The sequence below is a fragment of the Thalassomonas actiniarum genome, from assembly GCF_000948975.2.
Lineage (GTDB): Bacteria > Pseudomonadota > Gammaproteobacteria > Enterobacterales > Alteromonadaceae > Thalassomonas > Thalassomonas actiniarum.
The window spans coordinates 168,313-189,300 of sequence record NZ_CP059735.1; the positions used below are offsets into that span (position 1 = coordinate 168,313).

Annotated in this window: 18 protein-coding genes and 1 riboswitch; of the genes, 12 read left to right on the top strand and 6 right to left on the bottom strand. The window is 45.7% G+C overall.

The genetic code is table 11. The annotated features are described in order from the left end of the window. Positions 1-3: 3 nt before the first annotated feature. The 3 genes from thiS to thiC are packed head-to-tail and all read right to left on the bottom strand — an operon-like array spanning position 4 to position 3,343. Positions 4-216, bottom strand: coding sequence for a sulfur carrier protein ThiS (gene thiS / locus SG35_RS00735; protein WP_236702684.1), 213 nt, complete (start codon positions 214-216; stop codon positions 4-6). Then, entirely contained in the window at positions 197-1,390 is a 1,194-nt protein-coding gene (gene thiO / locus SG35_RS00740) for a glycine oxidase ThiO (protein ID WP_063888684.1), read from the bottom strand. Before thiO ends, thiS begins: the two co-directional genes overlap by 20 nt. 9 nt (positions 1,391-1,399) lie before the next feature. Then, the gene (thiC, locus tag SG35_RS00745; RefSeq protein WP_044835282.1) at positions 1,400-3,343 is read right to left on the bottom strand and encodes a phosphomethylpyrimidine synthase ThiC; all 1,944 of its coding nucleotides are present in this window, start codon (positions 3,341-3,343) and stop codon (positions 1,400-1,402) included. Positions 3,344-3,463: 120 nt separating this feature from the next. Continuing rightward, positions 3,464-3,563, bottom strand: a riboswitch (TPP riboswitch). 158 nt (positions 3,564-3,721) lie between these two features. Between thiC and SG35_RS00750 the strand changes: the two genes are divergently transcribed. Then, positions 3,722-5,392: a M1 family metallopeptidase gene (locus SG35_RS00750; protein WP_044835283.1), complete on the top strand. Its 1,671-nt coding sequence runs from the start codon at positions 3,722-3,724 to the stop codon at positions 5,390-5,392. A gap of 14 nt (positions 5,393-5,406) precedes the next feature. Here SG35_RS00750 and SG35_RS00755 read toward each other — a convergent pair whose 3' ends face one another. Beyond that, positions 5,407-6,180 carry a substrate-binding periplasmic protein gene (locus SG35_RS00755; RefSeq protein WP_337993189.1) on the bottom strand — a complete coding sequence of 258 codons (774 nt, stop codon included), beginning with the start codon at positions 6,178-6,180 and terminating at the stop codon, positions 5,407-5,409. 11 nt (positions 6,181-6,191) lie between these two features. Continuing rightward, a complete protein-coding gene (locus SG35_RS00760) occupies positions 6,192-6,818 on the bottom strand; it encodes a DUF1326 domain-containing protein (protein WP_063888685.1) in 627 nt (208 codons plus the stop codon). A 173-nt stretch (positions 6,819-6,991) separates the two neighbouring features. On the opposite strand from SG35_RS00760, the gene SG35_RS00765 reads away from it, so the two are divergent. The 8 genes from SG35_RS00765 to SG35_RS00800 all read left to right on the top strand — a co-directional run bounded on the left by SG35_RS00765 (position 6,992) and on the right by SG35_RS00800 (position 17,181). Then, entirely contained in the window at positions 6,992-7,576 is a 585-nt protein-coding gene (locus tag SG35_RS00765) for a HutD/Ves family protein (protein WP_044835285.1), read from the top strand. Positions 7,577-7,853: 277 nt separating this feature from the next. After that, positions 7,854-8,552 (top strand): SPOR domain-containing protein, encoded by a 699-nt coding sequence (locus tag SG35_RS00770; protein ID WP_160298378.1) that lies wholly within the window; start codon positions 7,854-7,856, stop codon positions 8,550-8,552. A gap of 813 nt (positions 8,553-9,365) precedes the next feature. Further along, positions 9,366-9,971, top strand: coding sequence for a DUF4402 domain-containing protein (locus tag SG35_RS00775; protein WP_044835287.1), 606 nt, complete (start codon positions 9,366-9,368; stop codon positions 9,969-9,971). A gap of 71 nt (positions 9,972-10,042) precedes the next feature. Beyond that, on the top strand, positions 10,043-10,519 hold the full coding sequence (locus tag SG35_RS00780) for a DUF4402 domain-containing protein (protein ID WP_044835288.1): 477 nt from the start codon (positions 10,043-10,045) through the stop codon (positions 10,517-10,519). A gap of 43 nt (positions 10,520-10,562) precedes the next feature. Beyond that, positions 10,563-11,411, top strand: a complete 849-nt coding sequence (locus SG35_RS00785; RefSeq protein ID WP_044835289.1) for a fimbrial biogenesis chaperone — start codon at positions 10,563-10,565, stop codon at positions 11,409-11,411. A 15-nt stretch (positions 11,412-11,426) separates the two neighbouring features. Next, on the top strand, positions 11,427-14,432 hold the full coding sequence (locus SG35_RS00790; protein WP_044835290.1) for a hypothetical protein: 3,006 nt from the start codon (positions 11,427-11,429) through the stop codon (positions 14,430-14,432). A 109-nt stretch (positions 14,433-14,541) separates the two neighbouring features. Next, complete coding sequence (locus tag SG35_RS00795) at positions 14,542-15,207, top strand: SPOR domain-containing protein (protein WP_044835291.1); 666 nt, start codon at positions 14,542-14,544, stop codon at positions 15,205-15,207. A 93-nt stretch (positions 15,208-15,300) separates the two neighbouring features. Then, positions 15,301-17,181, top strand: coding sequence for a hypothetical protein (locus SG35_RS00800; RefSeq protein WP_044835292.1), 1,881 nt, complete (start codon positions 15,301-15,303; stop codon positions 17,179-17,181). A 30-nt stretch (positions 17,182-17,211) separates the two neighbouring features. Here SG35_RS00800 and SG35_RS00805 read toward each other — a convergent pair whose 3' ends face one another. Next, entirely contained in the window at positions 17,212-18,237 is a 1,026-nt protein-coding gene (locus tag SG35_RS00805; protein WP_044835293.1) for a hypothetical protein, read from the bottom strand. Between the two features lie 164 nt (positions 18,238-18,401). On the opposite strand from SG35_RS00805, the gene SG35_RS00810 reads away from it, so the two are divergent. From SG35_RS00810 to SG35_RS00820, 3 genes are read left to right on the top strand one after another with little or no spacing between them, the layout of a single operon-like run. Then, positions 18,402-19,154: a class I SAM-dependent methyltransferase gene (locus SG35_RS00810; protein ID WP_063888686.1), complete on the top strand. Its 753-nt coding sequence runs from the start codon at positions 18,402-18,404 to the stop codon at positions 19,152-19,154. 47 nt (positions 19,155-19,201) lie between these two features. Further along, positions 19,202-19,999, top strand: a complete 798-nt coding sequence (locus SG35_RS00815; RefSeq protein WP_084692945.1) for a phytanoyl-CoA dioxygenase family protein — start codon at positions 19,202-19,204, stop codon at positions 19,997-19,999. After that, a complete protein-coding gene (locus tag SG35_RS00820) occupies positions 19,999-20,937 on the top strand; it encodes a hypothetical protein (RefSeq protein WP_044835294.1) in 939 nt (312 codons plus the stop codon). The genes SG35_RS00815 and SG35_RS00820 overlap by 1 nt, the downstream gene beginning before the upstream one ends. Positions 20,938-20,988 lie beyond the last annotated feature (51 nt).

Here is a 20,988-nt window from a genome sequence, read left to right on the forward strand (position 1 = left end):
GGTTTATCCGCCCTGGATGGGAAATAACACATCAAGCCCGTCCCGGTGGCTTAATGTGGTGACCGGGTAATTTTCCCGGGCAAGGAACTCGCCGTTTAAGGCGACGGCGAAAGAGGTTTTTTGCTGCTGTGGCGTTAAAAACAGTGCCAGGGCAGCTGTGACGCTGTGATCCTGTTCAAGTTCGAACATCTGGCCGTTAATGGTGATTTTCATCATAAACTCCTGTTGGCAGTAAATGTGAATAGGGAAGCTGACAGTCGGTGATAACCTGTTCTAACAGCTGTTGTGAAAAGCGGTTTTTTTTCGACAGGTTTGGTGTCAGGGCTGATACCAGCTCGTTAATTTGCTGCAAGACTACGGGGGCGATTAAAAAGCCGTGACGATATAAACCGTTGACCTGCAATAACCTGGGGCGCAGCAGGATCTTCGGCTGGTTATCGGCAAAGGCGGGTCTGTGCCGGCTGATATGTTGCCGGATATTGGCTTCGGCAAAACCTGGGTGTACGCTGTAGGCGGCGCTGAGTAATTCCAGCGCCGAGCGCACCGTCATCGGCGAGTGATCTTCGCTTTCGATTTCGGTAGCGCCGACCACATAATAGCCTTTGTTTTTTGGCGCGATATAGAGCTGATACCTGGGGTGCATTAATCTTACCGGACGGGAAATATTGACCTCGGGGGCGAACAGCTGGAACAGCTCGCCGCGCACGCCGCGTAAACTTTTGAGATCTGCGCCGCTGCTTTTGCCGGTTTTTTTCGCGCCAAAACCGCGGCAGTCGATCACCAAATCATAACTTTGTCGCCGTTTTTCACCCGATTGCCGATATTCCAGGCCGGTACTGGCTTCCCCCGGGTATATGCCGGTGACTTCGCAGTTGCTGAGCCAGTTGACCTGTTCGATTTCCAGTTGATGGCTTAAGGCCCTTAGCAAGCGGCGATTGCCGATTTGCCCTTCCTGCGGCAAATATAAGCCCTGGTGAAAACTTCTGCCCAGCTCAGGCTCCAATGCCGACAGGGCGCTGCGGTCCAGGCTTTGTAGCGGATGTTTGGGATAATGTTGCTGCAAATAACGTTTGAACCTGAGGTAATCCCCCTGATCTTGTGTATGGCTGACCAGCAAGGCCCCGGTTTGCTGAAAAAAAACCGGCTCGGCCAGGGTGTTGATAATACCCGGCCACAGTTTCAATGAGGTCAGGCCCATAGCGACGATATTGGCTTCACAGCCGATGGCCTCTCCCAAAGGCGTTAACAGGCCCGCCGCCGCATAGGCGGCGCTGTTATGGCCGGCTTTATCGTCTTTATCAAACAGGCTGATCCGGTAACCCTGGCGCTGCAGGGTTAAAGCGGTTAACCGGCCGATAAGGCCGGCGCCGACTATGGCAATATTTGCCATGTCTTTCTCCTATCCCCGGCTCTGGTAGAGTTCACTGCCGCTGGCTTTAAACTCCGCCGACTTCTCCTGCATGCCTTGTTCTGCTTCGTCTATTACCTTAACGGCGATATCGCTTTTATCAGAGGCGGTTAAAGTCGGCTGCTGTTCAAGCTTGTCGGCATAATCCCGGACTTCCTGGGTGATCTTCATCGAACAGAATTTCGGGCCGCACATGGAGCAGAAATGGGCGATTTTTCCCGATTCCTGCGGCAGGGTTTCGTCATGATAGGCTTTGGCCCTTTCCGGATCTAAGCCGAGATTAAATTGATCATACCAGCGGAACTCGAACCTGGCCTTGGACAAGGCATTGTCGCGGATTTGTGCCCCCGGGTGCCCCTTGGCGAGATCGCCGGCATGGGCCGCCAGCTTATAGGTGATCAGGCCTTCTTTAACATCTTCTTTGTTGGGCAGCCCCAGGTGTTCTTTCGGGGTCACATAACAAAGCATGGCACAGCCGTACCAGCCGATATTCGCGGCGCCGATACCTGAGGTGATATGGTCGTAACCCGGGGCAATATCTGTGGTTAACGGCCCTAAGGTATAAAAAGGTGCTTCATCGCAATGCTTGAGCTGCTCTTCCATGTTTTCTTTGACCATATGCAGCGGCACATGACCCGGGCCTTCGATCATTACCTGGACATCGTGCTGCCAGGCGATTTTGGTCAGCTCTCCCAGGGTGCGCAATTCGGCAAATTGCGCTTCGTCGTTGGCATCGGCGATAGAGCCGGGGCGCAGGCCGTCGCCGAGGGAGAAAGAAACGTCATAGGCCTTCATAATCTCGCAGATTTCCTCGAAATGGGTGTAGAGGAAGTTTTCCTTGTGGTGGGCCAGGCACCATTTTGCCATGATAGAGCCGCCGCGGGAGACGATGCCGGTCAGGCGTTTGGCGGTCATAGGAACATAACGCAGCAGTACCCCGGCATGGATGGTGAAATAATCAACCCCTTGCTCCGCCTGTTCAATCAGGGTATCGCGGAAGATTTCCCAGGTCAGGTCTTCGGCGATGCCGTTGACTTTTTCCAGTGCCTGGTAAATCGGCACCGTACCTATAGGTACAGGGGAGTTGCGGATGATCCATTCGCGGGTTTCGTGGATATAGCGGCCGGTGGAGAGATCCATTACCGAATCCGCGCCCCATTTGGTGGACCACACCAGCTTTTCCACTTCTTCTTCTATCGAAGAGCTGACGGCGGAATTGCCGATATTGGCGTTGACCTTGATCAGGAAGTTGCGGCCGATGATCATCGGCTCGGCTTCCGGATGGTTGATATTGAGCGGGATAATGGCGCGGCCGGCGGCGACTTCCTGGCGGACAAATTCCGCGGTGATTTGCTTGGGAGTATTGGCGCCAAACGATTGCCCGGCATGTTGCTGGGTGAGGATTTCTTCGGTGACATCGCTCCGCTGCATATTTTCCCGTATCGCAATGTATTCCATTTCCGGGGTAATGATGCCCTGGCGGGCGTAATACATCTGGGTCACATTTTTACCCGGCTTGGCTTTACGGACCTTGGGCAGGTGTTCGAAACGGATATGATCCAGGCCTTCGTCCGCCAGTCTTTGCTGGCTGAAATTGGAGCTGACCTTGCTCAGGGATTCGGTATCCCCGCGCTCGGCTATCCATGACTCCCTTAATTTCGGCAAACCTTTATGGACATCTATCTCGATATCCGGATCGGTATAATAACCTGAGGTATCGTAAACCGAGATCGGTTGGTTCGGCTCGAATATCGGATCTTTTTCGGTGCCGCCTATTAAGGTATCGGACAAGGTGATTTTACGCATGGCGACACTGATTTTATGCAGCTCACCCGGTACATAGACCTTGTGTGAATTGGGGAAGGATAAATTGGATAAATCCTGGATAAAGGCCTGTGCCTGTTCGCGGCGCTGGCGTCGACTTAATGAACTCATGTTCTCTCACCTGTTTAATAAAATTAAAAAACTGGCGGAGCTTTAAGGTGTGGAAAACAGCAACAGGCCAGATCTCTGGTGTTTGCTGTCAACGAGGAGCCGGTTTGCATTTTTGTTTTGGCAAACCACTCTCTTGTTCCCTTCGCAGATACTAATCTGATCAGGTTCTACGGATCCCGCTTATGCGATCTCAGCCCTTTTGGCACTCCGACAAGTCATCAGGTTAACGGTATTATCGTCAACCTGATTGAATTCTAACGTGAAGTTTAAAGGCTTGGCAAGTCCTGATATTTACCCTGTGGTCGTAAATGTCGCGCTTGGCTATTAAATGCCGGGCTGGTAACATCTGAGGCGGAATTTTGATATTTTGTTGATAATATGAAGAATATATTACCCGGCCTGGCACTTATTACCCTGGCCGTTTTATTTAGCCCGCTTTTGGCGGCAAAAGATGTCTTTAAACAGGGGCAAGACATCAGTCATCAGGATGTCTTGCGCGGTTCGGTAACACCGGAGCGCGCCTGGTGGGATCTGAGCCATTACCATCTGGACATTGCCGTCGATCCAAAAAGACAATTTATCTCGGGCACCAATACCATGAGCTACCGGGTATTATCCCCCGGACAGCGCTTGCAGATTGAGCTGCAGCCCCCGATGGAACTGGAAAAGGTGACCCAGGACGGCGAAGCCTTAAAAGTTGAACGGGACGGGTATTCTTATTTTATAACCCCGAACCGGGAGCAGGAAAAAGGCGAAGAATACCAGCTGGTGATGGCTTTTAGCGGCCAGCCGCTGGTGGCAGAAAAACCTCCCTGGGATGGCGGCATTACCTGGCAAAAGGATGATAACGGCATTGATTTTATCGCTTCTGCGGTGCAGGGGGTCGGGGCCAGTGTCTGGTGGCCGAATAAGGATCACGCCTATGATGAACCCGATAACGGCGCCTTGATCAGTGTCGAAGTGCCCGAGCACCTGATGGATGTGTCTAACGGCCGGTTAATTAAAGTGGAAGAAAATCCGCAGCGAAAAACCAAAACCTACCACTGGCAAGTGGTCAATCCCATCAGTAATTACGGCATCAATATCAATATCGGTGATTATGTGCATTTCGGGGACGTCTACCAGGGAGAGTTGGGGCCGCTGGATCTGGATTATTATGTGCTGCGGGATAATTTAACCAGGGCGAAAAAACATTTTCAGGATGCCCGCCGTACCCTTGAGGCCTTTGAATATTGGTTTGGTCCCTATCCCTTTTACGAGGACGGTTTTAAACTGGTGGAAGCACCTTATCTGGGCATGGAGCACCAGAGTTCTGTGACCTATGGCAATGGTTTTCAAAACGGTTATAAAGGCCGGGATCGCAGCGGTACCGGCTGGGGCATGGAGTTTGACTTTATTATTGTCCATGAAGCCGGCCATGAATGGTTTGCCAATAATATCACCCACAGGGATATTGCCGATATGTGGATCCATGAAAGTTTTACCAATTATTCCGAAAACCTGTTTGTGGAATACTTCTATGGCAAACAGGCCGGCAGCGAATATTCCCGGGGCACCCGGCAAAATGTGTTAAACGATAAGCCGATTATCGGGACTTATAATGCCAACCGGGAAGGATCTTTTGATATGTATCCCAAAGGCGGCAATATGCTGCACACCATACGGCAAGTGATAGATAATGATATCCTCTGGCGCAAGATCTTACGTGGCCTGAATAAGGACTTTTATCATAAAACCGTAACCGGTCGGCAGGTGGAGCAGTATATCAGCAGGCATTCGGGTAAAGATTTAAGCAAAATTTTCGAGCAGTACCTGCGGGATGTGCGGGTGCCGGTACTGGAATATTTTGTTAAAGGCAAGCTGATGAAGTTTCGTTGGAGCAACACCGTGGAAGGTTTTGATATGCCGGTCAAGGTCAGTATTGGCGGCGAATGGCTGTGGCTGACACCGGGTAACGGCTGGAGTGAATTTCAGTTGAAAACCCCGGATGCCAAGGTGGAAATTGACAGCAACTTTTATATCAGTGTATTGAATATCTTGGGAAATTAGCTCAGCTGAGACATTTACCAGGACAAATGAAATTCATCCAGCAGTCGGGTTATGGTGCCATCCTGCTCCATGGCAATCAGGGTTTGTTTCACCCTGGTAACCGTTTGCTGTGAGCTGTTTTTGCTTAACGCGATATAAAGCTCTTTTTGATAAGGAAAAGGCAGTTTGAAAATAGCTTTCGGGCGTTTTTCCATCGGGGTTTGCTGGTGCCGGTTAAAGTAGCGAATTAACCGGCTGGGGGCGACGATCAGGTCTAAGCGTTTCAGCTGATGCATCTGGTAGAGGTGCAGATAAGAAATATTGGTGGTGACATGCTGTTCATCCCGGTGGAAATGTTGCCTGATATAACTTTCATGGGGGCTCGAGCGCATGATGCCGATGCTTTGCTGCTGAACTTGTGCCAACTGCTTTATTTTTCCCCGGTAACTGGCGGGTAAGGTATAAACATTGATATCCAGGGAGAAAAAGGATGTCAGCCAATGAAACTTATCCTCCCGGATCGGGACTTTCACCATCGAATAAATCAAGGTGTTCGGCTGTTCGAGGGCGATTTTATAAGCCCTGGCCCAGGGTAATACTTCTATGTTTTGTTTGCCCTCTAACCGTTTTAATAACTCCTGTACAATATGATTCATCACGCCGGCGAGTTCGCCTTTATCGGTTTGATAATTATAAGGAGGAAAGTTCTCCGTCACGACTCGTAATGATAATGGCGGGGATTGAGCAGCCAGGCAAGAGCAGCTCCATAGCCAGCAAAGCAGTAATATTCTAACTTTCCGATAAGTCACGGCATCGGCCTTTAATTGCCCCAGCTGACAATCGTTTTTGCCGCAAAACAGTTGTCGTGTTTAAAATTGAGGCGGCCATAATTGATGGACATCAGCCGGGTGTTTGCCAGTTTGGTCTTGTGTACCATCAGGGGAGTGTCAGGATAACTCATATATATGTTTTGCTCTACACCCGTCAGCGGGCTGACTAAAGGGGTTTGCTGGGCCTGCACCATATCCCGGATAGAAAAAGACGCATACTTTTCATCAATGTTGATATCAATATCTTGTAACACCGGCCCTTCTAGCGCTGAAAAAGTGCCGGATAACAGTGCAAAAGGCTGTCCGCCTGCCTGCCCCGACATTATGGTGGCGATAGCTGTTACTTGCTCCTGGCTGATCGTCGCCTGATCGACAAAGAATACGCCGATACCGTCTCCCTGATAGATGGCCTTGGGCCACATGGCGGCATAAATAATATTAAGTCCGCTTAAATCCAGATGATTAAATCTGCCTTCAATCACAGAAAAGCCAATGAGCAGTTCGCAACGGTTGTCGATACATTCAGGAAATCCGGCAAACTGCCCGGCATAACCATAGCTGCTATTAGAGCATTCTATTTGGTGCATCTTTAAAAACCATTTATTCGCATTTATCATCCTGATCACCAATATAGTAAGGGTTCGTTGAGCAAGAAGAGAAAGTTATCCCGCCTGTTGGCGGCATCGTTATCATTTTTATAGCAAACTCCATTTAATTTACCAGCAAAGCTATTGTCGGTCATCATCTGGTTATATACTGGATATCCGTTTTCTGTCAGAGTTCATATATTTTGATCAATATTATTCCCCCGTCCCGCTTCAAAAGCATTCCCTGGAAAAATGGCAAAGGTACTACTACCGAACTGGCAATAAATGAAGGGGGCACACTCGCAGATTTTGACTGGCGGTTAAGTATTGCCTCTGTGGTAGAAGATGGTGACTTTTCAGATTTTTCCGGTTATTTACGCAATCTGATTTTAATTTCGGGGCAGGGAATAGAGCTCAGCCATACATTGGCAGGGCAGATCAATATCGATAATCTCAATCGCTTATTAACTTTTTCGACCTTTGATGGCGCCAGTCAGACGCGGGGACGTTTGCTCGACGGCGGTATTACCGATTTTAACCTGATGACCAAAACCGGCAAATACCGGGTGGATGTCCGGACTTATCTTAAGCCGGGGCAAGTGGATGTTCCGGCTTGCGACCTTTGCTTTGTCTACGCCCTTCAAGGTGAGATAAATTTGACCCAGCAGGATATAGGTTTAGAGCAGGTGATTGCGGAAAATCATTTGCTGCAGATAATACCTTTGGAGCAGCAGGTCACTTTAAGCGGACAACAGCTGATAGTGATCCGGTTAACGAATAAAATTTAATATCTGGAGTCAAATAGTTGTCAGTTAACCTGGTTTCGGCTTTGGCGCCGGTATGTAAAGTTTGCCTGTGATTTCCTTGTCTGCCTTGATTTAACTGACTTACAGGCTGTTTATTAGGTAAGGAAATAGCAGCGTCAGGCTGTTAGCATGATATTTGCTTTACAGATAACAGATAAGGTAAAACAAGCATAGCTTGTTAAAATTTAAGATAAATAACGCAGCGAGTGTCGATATGGTAGCGTCTTTTCAGCATGTTTCTTTTTTTAAATACCGGACTATGCCAGTTCGCCCTCTGGCGGGATTGCTGGGCTGTTCCCTGTTATTTTCTTGTGCGACTAATCCGGAAGCTAAGCAGCAAGAGGCAGCAATAACCAAAGAAGCCATACATGAACAGTTAAACAGTCATATTGATGTTTGGGCGCCGCTGGCGCCGGAAATAGAAAGGTTATTGGCGTTAGAGTCCGATATGCAGCTGTTGGTGGCTGAACTTGGCAAAGCGGCAAACCTGGGCAGTGCCCCGCTGGAGCAGTTAGCCAAACAACAGGAATCTGCACAGGCCAGAGAGGCGAGAAAGCAGGCCGATTTGGCTGTACAAGCTGACAATGCTGCCGATGCAAGTGTCGCTGAAGCAGCGGAGGCAAAGAAAGAGTCGACCCGGCCCGGTTGTGCCGCCGCCAGCACTTTTAGCATGTCAAAAACAAGTCATTGCAAAGTTCAGGTGGGTATACATCTGGCAGCATTCAAAAACGAGGCCAATGCCAAACTGGGCTGGAGGTATTTTAAACAAAAGTACGGTTCGATGCTGTTAAACAAAGATCCTTTGCTGGAGCAAATTGTCAGGGAAGAGGGGACTTTTCAGAGTTTAAGGGTCGGGCCTTATTCTTCGGCAACCAAGGCGCACCAAATTTGTAAACGCCTTAAGCAGCAGAATCAATATTGTGCTGTGATTAAATACTCAGGTATACCTGTGGGTTAACTTCGCACAGGCTCCCGGACAAGCGGGAGCCGGCTATCTATATGCTTCCATTTAATAACTCTTTTGTAACCCTTGTTTGAAATCCGTTTTGGTTATTGATGTGTCCACTGTTACAGATTAAGGATCCAAAGGGATCTTTTTGCTTGTTTATTGGATCCTGAAACGATCCTGGCAGGATCTTTTGCCGCCCGGGCGGCAAAAAAATACCCCCGGGGCAACTAACCGGGTAATTTATTGCCTCTTTATGATCTTTATATTGCAGGTTATTTGTCCGGATTTGACTAAACTTAGGGATAAACAGGAAGTTTAAACTTTATTAGCATTTATTTTTGTTTGTTAAGTAAATGAATTGCATGAAATAAAACCAAACTGAGGATGTTAGTTTTAGATCATTTGTTCTTTTTGGCACGGCACCTGCTTTAATGATCTTGCTATGAAAAGTTGATGATATTAGGTTTTACTTTATTTTTTAAGTGTCTAAGTTGTAATCTTGAAGATTAGGGAAATCGAGCAATATTATGAATATAACTTTAATGGAATGTGATGGAGCTTAAGGATATTTGTTATTCAAAAGTTACATAATGCTCAGATAGTAATATGCGTACTCAATGTGCTGATCTAATTAACACATTGAACTACAAATATTTATGTCCGACGACTATGCTTAAATACCAATGTAAGTAAAAAAAAATATTAAAGGTTTTTTTATTACTGTCGATACAAATTTTGCGTCACAAAAAAAAGAGTTGCTTATGCCTCTGTATTTTAGTGTCACATTACTATCGATTTTACAGATGAACAACGGAGATTTTTATGCTTAATTTAAATCACAATCGGATAACAAAGGTATTAACAGCTACTTTTTTAACCGCAATGTCTGCACAGCCATTTGCTGCAACCTTATCTGATGCGACTATTTCAGTGACGGTACAAAATGCATTTGACTTAGTGGAAGATACTGAGCTTAGTTTCGGTACCATTCGTGCGACAGCCGATCCTGCCGGTACCAATGTGGCTACCCTGGCAATCGCAGCTGACGGTTCGGTGACTGCGACTCCGGACAATAACGCAACCATTACCCAATTAACGGCGGGTTCGGTTGGTCAGTTTACCGTATCTAATGCGGCAACTTTCACTGATTTAACTATCACTTTCCCTGGTGCGGCGACTACGCTGGATAATGCCATTGCACCACCAACCTCACCGGATTTTACCGTTGATACCTGGGTTGCAATCGTACGTGGCGGTGCCAATGACGGTATTGCATACAATGCCGGTGCGCCTAACCTGCAAACGGATAATACCGGTACGGTAAGTTTTGATGTCGGTGCAACCTTGTCTACCGATGCCAATGTGACAACATCAGCTTATATCGATGATGTATATGACGGTGATTATACCATTACGGTTGATTATTAATTATTCATTGAATAATTGCTGATAACTAATATAATCAGGAGGCCACCCCCCTGATTATATTAGTTTTATTTATGTTTTTAACCTTTTGCCAAAAATTAATTTTCTGGGTATCGATACTCTTTTTTACCCTTCCTGCCCAGGCTACGGTCACCCTCATTGAAGACTTATCATTTGGTACTATTGTGGTATCGGATAACTCTGTGGTCAGCGATATTATTATCAGTCGTGCCGGACAAACAAGTATCGTCAATCATATCAGGGTTATTGAACCCGGACATCCGGCAGAATTTGCTCTCACAGACTTACCCGGCAATCTGGAAGTTTTCACTTCGGCGGTAATTACACAAGCGACAACCAGCAACCCCCCTCCAGCTCCGGCGACCGAACAGTTTACTATTAGTAGCCCGGATATTGTTGCCTCAGTTACTACAAATGGCTCAGGATTTGCATTGGTCAGAGTCGGGGCAACCTTGAGTACTTCCGGCAACGGCGGTAATTATGTTGACGTACAGTATCAGGGCACCTTGCAAGTAACGTTTAACTATTAGTGCTAGATGTATTTATTTAAGTGCTTAACAACAGAGAAAAGCCATGAAATTTTCGCTAATTAAATTAACCCAGTTATTTATTATTTTACTTGTTGTGCAAGCGTTTAGCTCACAGGCGAGTTTGTTGATTTCTCCTATGCGGGTCGCGCTGGATGAACGCAACCGTTCAGATAAAGTCGTGTTGATGAATACCGGCAATGAGACCCGCACCTATAGGGTTGAATGGGTGCAAAAAGCTGCTTTGCCCTTGGGGGGCTATAAGAACTTGACGGACGAGGAGGCTAAAGACTTTCCTATTGCCAGTAATATGTTCAGGCTCAGCCCCAGGCAAGTCACGCTAGCGCCAAACGAAAGACAAATCGTCAAAATTGCCGCCCGCCGCCCGAAGAACTTACAGGACGGTGAATACCGCTCACACTTATTATTTACCGCTTTGCCGCGTGAAGGGGATAGAAATAAGGCGAACTCAGGGGCCGGTATCACCCTTAAATTGTCACTCAGTTATAGTATTCCTGTTGTTTTTAGGCAGGGAGGTCTGGATTATCAAGTGGGCGTCGAAGATTTGACGCTGATACACGATGCTGAGAAAAAGCAGGCGACCGTGAGAGTTCAATTATCGCGTTCCGGTGCAACCAGTACCACAGGCAGTATTGTTGCTTACTGGACACCCAAAGGAAGTACGCAAGAAAAACAGGTAGCTATATTAAATTCGGTTAATTTTTATCCTGAATTGACTTATCGGGTCTATAACTTGCAGTGGTTTGATTACCGCCCGGGGGCGGGCACGTTAAGATTAGCTTATGAGGGCAGAGAAGAAATGCGCAATACCCTGATCACAGAAAAAAACTTCAATGTTAGTTTAAGTGATATTGTCACTAGGCCGAAAAAGTAACCGGGTGTAGAGACTATGGCGCGACTGTTATTTATCTGCTTAGTCTGTTTGTCCCCTTTGTGCTTAAGTGTGCAGGCGGCAGATAACAGTGCGTTAAAAAACAGTCGCTTTATTCAACTGATTAAACAGATAAAAAATATCCAGTTATCGCTGCCGGACAGTGAAGCCGGAGATACCAAGATTGCCGTTTCCCCTCTTTCAGCTGCACCAGAAGAGCTGGATGTCGGTATCCCGGAAGGGGAAGAGTTGCTGCTGGCCATTCATGTGGGTAAGTATTTCCTGGCAGATGTTTTTGCCTATAAAAGCCAGGCAAATGCCATGATAGGTCTGGGGAATTTATTTGAGGTTTTAGACTTTCCCATCATCATAGATTTGGGAAAATCTACCGCCTCTGGCTGGTTTATGAATGAAGCCAATACCTTTGAGCTGAATTTCTCCGAACAACAAATTGCTAAAGCTAAGGTCAACGGACAAGAGTTCATTCTGAATAAGGAAAATTACCGGGTAGAAGAAGATGATCTCTATGTTGATGCCGATGTGATCAATACCTGGTTTGGTACCCGTATGGCGTTTGACTTCTCAGCGCTTTCGGTCAAGCTCAGCTCAAGCTCTCCTTTGCCGATCGAACAAAGGCTGGCCAGGGAAAATAAAGCTATATATAGCCAGCAAAGAAGTACCCCGGTTTTGCCCTGGAAAGAAAACCAATATCGGGCATTTTCAACGCCGGTCTTTGATGTTCAGCTTAACAGCAGGGTGACAGAAGAGAATACTTTTTACGGCTATTCGGCATTAGGCAGCCATGATCTTGCCTACCTCAACAGCCAGTATTTCATTGGCGGGATCAAGGACGACAATATCAGTGATTTACGCTGGCGGTTATCTAAGGAGTCTGCTGATGGCGGTTTATTAGGACCCCTTAATCTTAGCAGTTATGAGTTTGGTGATATTAACCCGATCCGTTCTGGGATTGATTACAATGCCAATATTAGCCGGGGTTTTGCCCTTTCCAGTCGTGCCTTGGGTCAAGTTAACGATAATAAGATTAATATCAATGGCGATATTCAACCGGGCTGGGATGTTGAGCTTTATCGCAATGGTATTTTAATTGATAAGCAATTAAGTTTGCAGGATGGTCGTTACGAATTTAACGATGTTGATCTGATTTTTGGCCAGAATACCTTTGAAATGATCCTTTATGGTCCTCAGGGGCAAGTGGAGAAAAGCATCCGGGAAGTACTGGTTAGCCAAAACAGTGTTAAACGTGATGACAGTTCGTTTGCAATGTCTTTGACTCAAACGGGAAAGTCTCTATTTGGTATCACCCAGGGGTCCGCCGGGGATAATGAGGGGTGGTTATTTGCCGGGAGTTATGAGCAGGGGGTGACCGACTGGTTTTCTGTTTCTTTAGGGCAATCGACCTTATTTAGTAGAGAAGGCAGTAATAAACTTAATTACAACATAGGCGCAAACCTTACCCTGTTTGAGCGTCTGTTAATTGACAGTGATTTTTCTTTTGATAATAACGATAACCAGAGCATGCAACTCTCGGCAAAAACAGGCTTTGGCAAACATTCTTTTGATTATCGTTACCGTATAGACAAGAGCGGCAATGGCGGAGACAGAACGGAGCATTTACTCCGAATGTCGGGACAGGCTTTCAGAGGGCTTGCTTTACCCTTAAATTACCAGAATCAATATGATTTTATCGAAACGGCAAACGGACAAAAAATACAAAACCTAACCAATCAGATAAGTGTGAATGTCGGAAAAACCTCAATAGCAAATGATATCTTCTGGCAGGATACAGACAATGTTACCGGTACTGACAGTTATTCTTTGGCGGGCTCCAGCCGGATTCAGCGTTCTTTTGGTAAATATTTTACCCGTTTTGAAATGGACTACACCTTAGAGCCTAAAGCTGAAATTACCCGGGTTAATTCTAAAATGAGCTGGGCGATGACCAGTGATTTACAATCTGAAGTTGCATTAAATTACAATACCGTCGATGACAAGTATCAAAGTGAATGGAAATTAAACTGGCGTCATGAGAATTTTAATTTAAGCGGTAACCTGGATTATGATCAGGGAGGTGACTGGGCGCTAGGTTTGTTTTTCCGCTTTAGTCTAGGTTATGAGACAGATAAGAATAATTATTTTCTCAGTAATAAACCCTTAACTTCCAGCGGTGCATTAAAAGTCAGGGTTTTTGAAGATTTGAATGCCAATGGCCAATTTGATGTCGGTGAACCTCTCATTAAAGGGGCAAAAATTAAGGGGGCGCAAAATTACCGTCAGGCGGTCAGTGATGAGCAGGGGATCGCCCTGCTGCAGAATATGCCCAACAATGTCACCACAGATATTGAATTAAAAGAAGGCAGTTTAGGGGATCCGTTCTTAATTCCGGGGTTTGAAGGGGTATCGATAACTCCGCGCCGGGGCTTTGTCGATCGTCTTGATTTTCCTGTGGTGACCTCCAGCGAAGTAGAAGGCACGGTTTATTTGCGTAATAAAGAAGGCGAAGAAACACCTGCCCCTTATGTCACGGTGAATTTGCTTGACGAACAGGGACATATTGTCGCCAGTGAAGATACTGCATTTGACGGTTATTATCTGTTTACCGATTTACGTCCCGGGAATTATCGTGCCTCTATTGATTCTGACTATTTAGAGCGGAAAAAATTACATAAAACCGATGACCTGATCCTCGATTTATCGGCGCAGGGGGATATTCTTAACGGCTCTGACTTTACCCTGGAGCAGCTGGAGTTTACTTCCGGTTATGTTGTCAGTGTTGGCTCCTTCTCTTCCCTGAATATTTTAAAAACCTACTGGTATTTGTTGCAAAAACGCTATCGCCGGCGTTTGAATCAACCGGCATTTTTTCTCTACGATGAAGGCAATGGCAAATACCAGTTAAACCTGGCGTTTTATCAGGAAAATGAGCAAGCAATAAAAGCGTGTGAAGAAATCAGCAAATTAGATATTAATTGCTCGGTTGAAGCTTATGAGTTTAGCTTTTAACCGTCAGGATGATAACAACGATTAAAATGGTAATAATCAAATGAGCAAAAATGTATTGGTAACTTTTTTTATTTGTTGCAGCCTGTTAACTGGTCTCTCAGGGTGCTCTATGATGCAGGATGAACCTGAGTTGGCCGCCAGGGGGGAGCCGGCAACAAACCAGCCGTCGCCGGAAGCAACCATTCCCAAATTTGAAGAACACTTGCATGAGTGGCAAGACATTAAACCGGGATTAAAACGCCTGGTTGCCATTGAAGGCGAGTTAACCGAATTAATTGAGCAACTGAATGAAATTGTGCAGGATAATGAAAATGCGGCACAAGCAATGGCAGCACAGCAAAGCGCGAGCCAGAGTCAGCCCAAGACAGCACCGGCGCCGAAACCCGCCCAATTGCCTGCTGTGACTGCAAAAGCGGATATTGAGCCGACGGCAGTGAAACAAACAGTAACTCAACAGCAGAAAACTCCTGCCCAGGGGGTGGAGAAGAAAGGAGCGCTTTATTACTCCCTGCAGTTATATTCCCTGTCAAATCATAAACAAGTCAGGTCAACCTGGTACCGGTTACAGCATAAACATCCGGCGTTATTGGGAAAGCTGGAAGCTGTTTATGAAAAAATAAACGTGAACAATAATTTATATTACCGGGTGAAAGCCGGTAAATTTACTGCCAGTGCGAAAGCGGATGAAATTTGCAGTCAGCTTAAAGCCCTGGGCACCCAGTGCATTCCAACCGAATTTAAGGGCAAGCCGTTGTCGGATTTGAACGGCAGCTAATTGTTGGCCGTTAATCAAAGCAGGTAGTGTCCCGGTTATGTTTTAAATCACCGGCAATAACCCTTACTCTCAGATAATGATGAATGAAACTATATGAATTTTAATATCCAGAGCATAGCGCAAAATATCAGAACGAAAAATTTCCATGCGGCGGAGCAGGACATCATAATGTTCATCGAAGAAGCTATGATGACAGATCATGGTTTAATGGTGCAGGGAGAGGTTAATTCTTTGTTACCCCAAGCGGGACCGGATAAAGAAGAGTTGATGTATACCTTTTGTAATAAGTTTGCCACCTTAATTACTGAGCTATTCAGTGCACCGGGTTATAAACCCTCTCCTAAGGCGGTGAACAGCTTTATCATCTACAAGATGAGCATTGACTGGATTTTTTCTGCCAGTATCTGGAACAGTACCGATGGCTTAATTGATCATTTAGGTTTGTATAAACCTGATAAATTTGGTCAGATCAAGTTTAATGAAAAGCAACTAACCTTGTTGCTGATGCTGATTGGTTTATCAAGTAAAATCCGCTTGCCCTGGAAAGATGTTTTTAAGGCGGCGCCGGCACTGGCGTTAACAACCTATATTGGTTTAATCACCCAGCCGATCCCTGCGCTGACTAATGATACCAATAAAGGTTTTAATTATCTGTTGGAGTCGGCTAAATATTTACCCATGTTAGATTTACCTGTGATTGCTGATTTAGGTAAATTAACTTACTGCTATTTTGCTTGTAGTTATGCGACTTCAAGTCAAAAATATGAATTTAAAAAATGGCTGACGGCATTGATCCGGCATAACTTACCGCTATGGCTATCTGATGAGGTCAAGCAATATATTGCCGCCGTACCGGCATTTGCGGTTAAACCTAAAATGAAAATTGCCGTGATCCTGGAGTCTTATTCCGAAATCCATGCCATGTTCCGCTCTTATAATCGTTTCCTGACAGAGCTCTCCCAACATTATGAATTAATTGCTTATATCGAGCCGCCACAAGTAGAGGATAATGCCCTTAGGGTGTTTTCTAAGGTGATTGAAATCAAGGATGTTAATGATGTTGATGGCAATGCGGCAGCTGTTGCTGCTGAGTCGCCGGATATTGTCCTATATCCGTCAATCGGTATGCGGTTATGGGCAATTTGTCTAAGTCAGCTGCGTCTGGCGCCGAAACAATTGATGATGGGGGGCCATCCCTCCAGTAGTTATAGTCCGGAAATTGATGCTATGTTAATCCCGGGTAATACCTTTAAATGTGAGGATATTCAGCCTTATTTCGAAGAAAAGGTGGTGATGACAGATATTGCCAGTAAAGACATGATTTTTCACACCATACATCCGGACCTGACGGATGGATTTATCAATGACCATAATCACTTTTTGCCCGACAGCGATGAAATAATAATTGCCGTCAATGGTGTGATGACAAAAGTTACCTATCCGGTGATTGATATCTGTAAGCAAATCGAAAGGAAAACCAAGAAAAAAGTGACCTTTATTTTCTTCTCCGGCCATAAGGGGAATCATCTTGCTTATTTATCCACGAAAAAGCAGCTGGGGAAAATGCTCAAATCGTTTGAGCTGGTAAATTTCAGTAATTATTTGGATTATATGAAAGTGATCAGCAAGGCCCATTTATTATTGCCGACCTTGCCTTTTGGCGGTTCAAACAGTAATACCGATGCCATCGTTTTAAATAAGCCTAAGCTCTTTATCAAGGGTACACAGCACTTCTATACCCGTACCGATACTTGTATCTGGGATAAGCTGGATATGCTGGATGAGTTGGGTTGTGATTCGGTGGCTGAACTGGTCAGTAAAGCCGTATCATTGGTGGATGATGAAGCCCAGAGGAAGAGGTTGTATGATCTTATGCTGGAAAAGCAGTGTTTCTACCACATCTTTAATACGGATGTTGATAAATACGCCACTTCGATGAAGCAATTGTTTGAAAAGGCACTCGTTGAGGCGTAGCGCTAAGCGTTTATGGGCTTGATTAAAGCGTTAGGAACCGGTATCAGGGAATACATTCTGCCATAGCTGCTGGTAATCTGTATTTAGGTTACCGGCTAATAGCGCTTTATCTTCAGGGTACAACCGGTTGATAAAATCAGTTAACCGGGCAGAGCACCGCAGGTTTTCTTTTGCGGCGACATGCTCTGCTTTTTGATTGTTTTTTTTCTGCTGGCGCAGCTTGCCCCAAATATGCTGATCGAATATTTGTTGTTGCTCTTTTTTGAGGTGCCAAAGAGCCCTGTGGTTTTCAATCAAGCCGGTACTGCTGAGTGCCGAATGGCTTTGGGCATTGCTTAGTCTTCTTGATTCGCTGGTGCCAGACTTTTCTTGAGAGCTGTTAATGTTTTTTAACGGCTCAAGCTCAGCTCCTGGCTGCAAGCTGCTTAAAAAGGCGTGCAACTTAGTGCTACTGAGTTTAGGGTCATTATCAAGGAAGTGATATCTTAGCTGGTTTGAACCGGTTAATTCCTGCTGTAAGCTGGTAATTAAATGCCCGGGAAACAGGGAATAGAGGAAGTTAGCCTGGCGGTATAAATAAGTTTCATCGGTAAAATAGTCGAAGCTTTTACAGTAGCCCATTTTTGTGAATTCCGAGTATAAAGATCTCAGGCTGGCCCAGATATTCCTGAAGATAACGACAAAGGTAATGCCGTCAGGTAAAACTTTTTGCAGCCGGGCGATTTTTTCCTGGGGATCTATTTCTTCCATGATGGCGCGCATCGAGAGGTTTTCACTGGAAAGCCAAATATCTTTATTTTGCGCTTTGGCTTGTGCGGTAAGCTTGTTGAAATAAGCCTGATAGTCGGGACATTTTTGCTGAAAATGAAATTTACCGGTATAGCGCAGATCAAAATTAAGTAATTCGGAAATTAGCGGATTATCGTACCAGTTGGCTTTGTCTTTTGACGGGCGAAAACCTATATAGTGGAATTGACCCTGTTCAGACTCTGCCAGCATGGTCTGGATAGAGGTAGAATAGGCCTTGGGGTTACCCAAGTGGCAGATAATCTTCATCTTTTTCCTATCGCTTTTTTGAATATGCGAGCTTGTAATAACCTGTGTCTCTTTGATTTCATCATAACAGCGCTTGCTTTGCCACTATTTTAGCGATAGCTATTGTTTAAGCTGTTAAAACTTATATGATTAGTGCTGATAAGCCTATTTTCGGAGTCAAATAGATGAGTGATTTCACTCTTAAGCACCACCTGAACAATAACGAAGTATCTGTGTATCAGGACCTGGTTAAACACCTGCATAACACCCCAATCCCTGACAATGAAATTCTTGCCAATTTAGGGCTGTTTTTATCTCGGAGTTCACTGGGGCGTATCCTGTTTATGGCTGAGCTTTACCAAAAGATGATCCCGACTCACGGAGTGGTGATAGAGTTAGGGGTTCGTTGGGGGCAAAACCTGGCATTATTATCTGCCCTGCGATCCTTGTATGAGCCCTATAATATCAGCCGCAAAATTATAGGTTTTGATACCTTTGCCGGTTTTCCCCATACCAGTGAAAAAGATGGTAGCGGTGCTAAAGTGGCGGACGGGGCTTATGCCGTTTCCGATCACTATGAAACTATCCTGGCGGATATCCTTAGTCTGAACGAGCAGCTGAACCCAAAAAGTAATGAGAAAAAGTTTGAGCTGGTTAAAGGCGATGTGCTGCAAACCCTGCCAAAATACCTGGCGGATCATCCGGAAACCTTAATCAGCATGATTTATTTTGATTTTGATCTTTATGAACCGACAAAATTTGCCCTGCAGGAGTTGCTGCCTTATTGCTCTAAAAACACCATTTTTGCCTTTGATGAGTTGTGTTACCAGGACTTTCCCGGTGAAACCGTCGCCTTTCGCGAGGTGATGGCAGGCAGAGAATTTGAGGTGATCCGCAGCCCCATCAGTCCGCTGCAGAGCTATGTCAAATTATGCTAGTGATGAAGGTATAAAAGCTGAGATCTCAGCCTGAGTAGTTGGAGTGAATGATGAACAGAGCCCATGATAAATCAGTAGAATCGGCCTTAAGGCAATTGTCGGAAAAAGGCTGGGTATTGATTCCCGGTGTTTACCCTGAGGGTTTGATGAAAGAAGTGATCAGTGAGTTTAATGACTTTGAACAAACCTTTATTGATATCCAGAAAAAAAAGGGCATAGCCGACAAGGTTATCGATGCCACCCATCATACCCCGGTGATTTGCCGTAAGATGCTGAAGCTATTGGAGCATAATAAATTACATCCGATTCTTGAGGCCTTTTTTGACGGTAAATATATTTTAAATACCATGGGCTTATCCAAAATCAGGCCCGGGGGTGAAGTTTATACCCAAAATATCCACCGGGATGTGCGCTCCTTTCACGGTGCGGAGAAATTATGGATCAATACCCTGATCATGCTGGATGATTCCACCACAGAAAACGGTGCAACCTGGGTGCTGGAAGGCTCTGAACATAGTCCGGAGAAACCGGATGAAGAGACTTTTTTCAAACATGCGGTGCGGGCGGAAGGCAAGGCGGGGGATGTCTTGCTGTTTGATGGTCATATCTGGCATTGTGCCGGAGAAAATCACAGTCAGAAAACCCGGCATATTATTACGCCTTTTTTCTCCAAGCCTTTTATTAAACAGCAATTGGATTACCCCAGGGCTTTTGGTCCGGATTTCGGTAAATCCTGCTCGGCTCATCTTAAACAGGTGCTGGGTTATAATGCCTTAACGCCGGTCACTCTGGATGACTTTTATCAAACAGATGAAAATCGTTTTTATCAAAGTGATCAGGGCTAATGATAAATTCCGGCTTTGCTACGCCTGAGTTTTTGCAGTTTGTCTCTCCGGTCATGCCCGGCTTTGCTTCTTCCGGGCTGGCATTAGCCGGTGATCTTGGTCGTCAATTTCCCTATTTTATTGTTAACCGGGGCAATAAGTTATTGCCGCCAAAGTCGAATTTTCTTATTTCTCCTATCTGTTTTTCCGGTTGTAGCCATTTTGATTTTAAGCGGGAGTTTGCTAGCGGAGAGCTGGCAAAATGGGATATTTCCGGGGGGTTTTTACAATCCCGGGATTTTGGGCAACAGGATTTAGGGTTTCAAGCCAGTGGTGATTTCAGTTATTACCTAGATGGCCGGACTAATTACCGGCTTGAGGCGGGATTGGCAGAGCAGGAATTATTAAAAAATATGAAGCGCGACTCCCGTGCCCGGGTACGAAAAATATTGAGTGTTGCGGACCAATTTGAATTGCTAAAAGCGGGAGGGGATCTTGAAGCCGATATCAAGGTATTTTCCAAGCTTTATACGGATACCGCACAAAGGGCTAACTTTGGCGGCCAGTATCTTTTTACCCTGGAACAGTGGCAAGGGTTGTTTGCCAGCCCGCTGTGGCATCTATTTTTGCTGAAATATCGGGGGGAAACTGTTGCCGGAGCCGCAGTATCGAAACTGGAAGGGGGCTATGATTATACCTTTATGGGTTATAAAGCCTGTGAGCTTGATGTCAGCCGGGCCCTGATCGTGTTTATCTATCAATATTTACAAAAGCATCAGCCAGGTTTCCTGGATTTAGGAGGCGGCATAACCGAAGGAGATAGCCTGGCCAGGTTTAAGCTGGGATTAGGTGCCCGGCAGCTAATCTTTAACCGGGCAAGGTTTGTCAGGCGTTCGGCCCTGGATAACAAGCTAGCCGGTGACCGGGTAAAACAATGTTTAACCGGCAGGTGGCCTTAATTCTCTTAACTTATTGACCCTTGGTAATTGGGCCTGTTTTTTTTGCCCGTG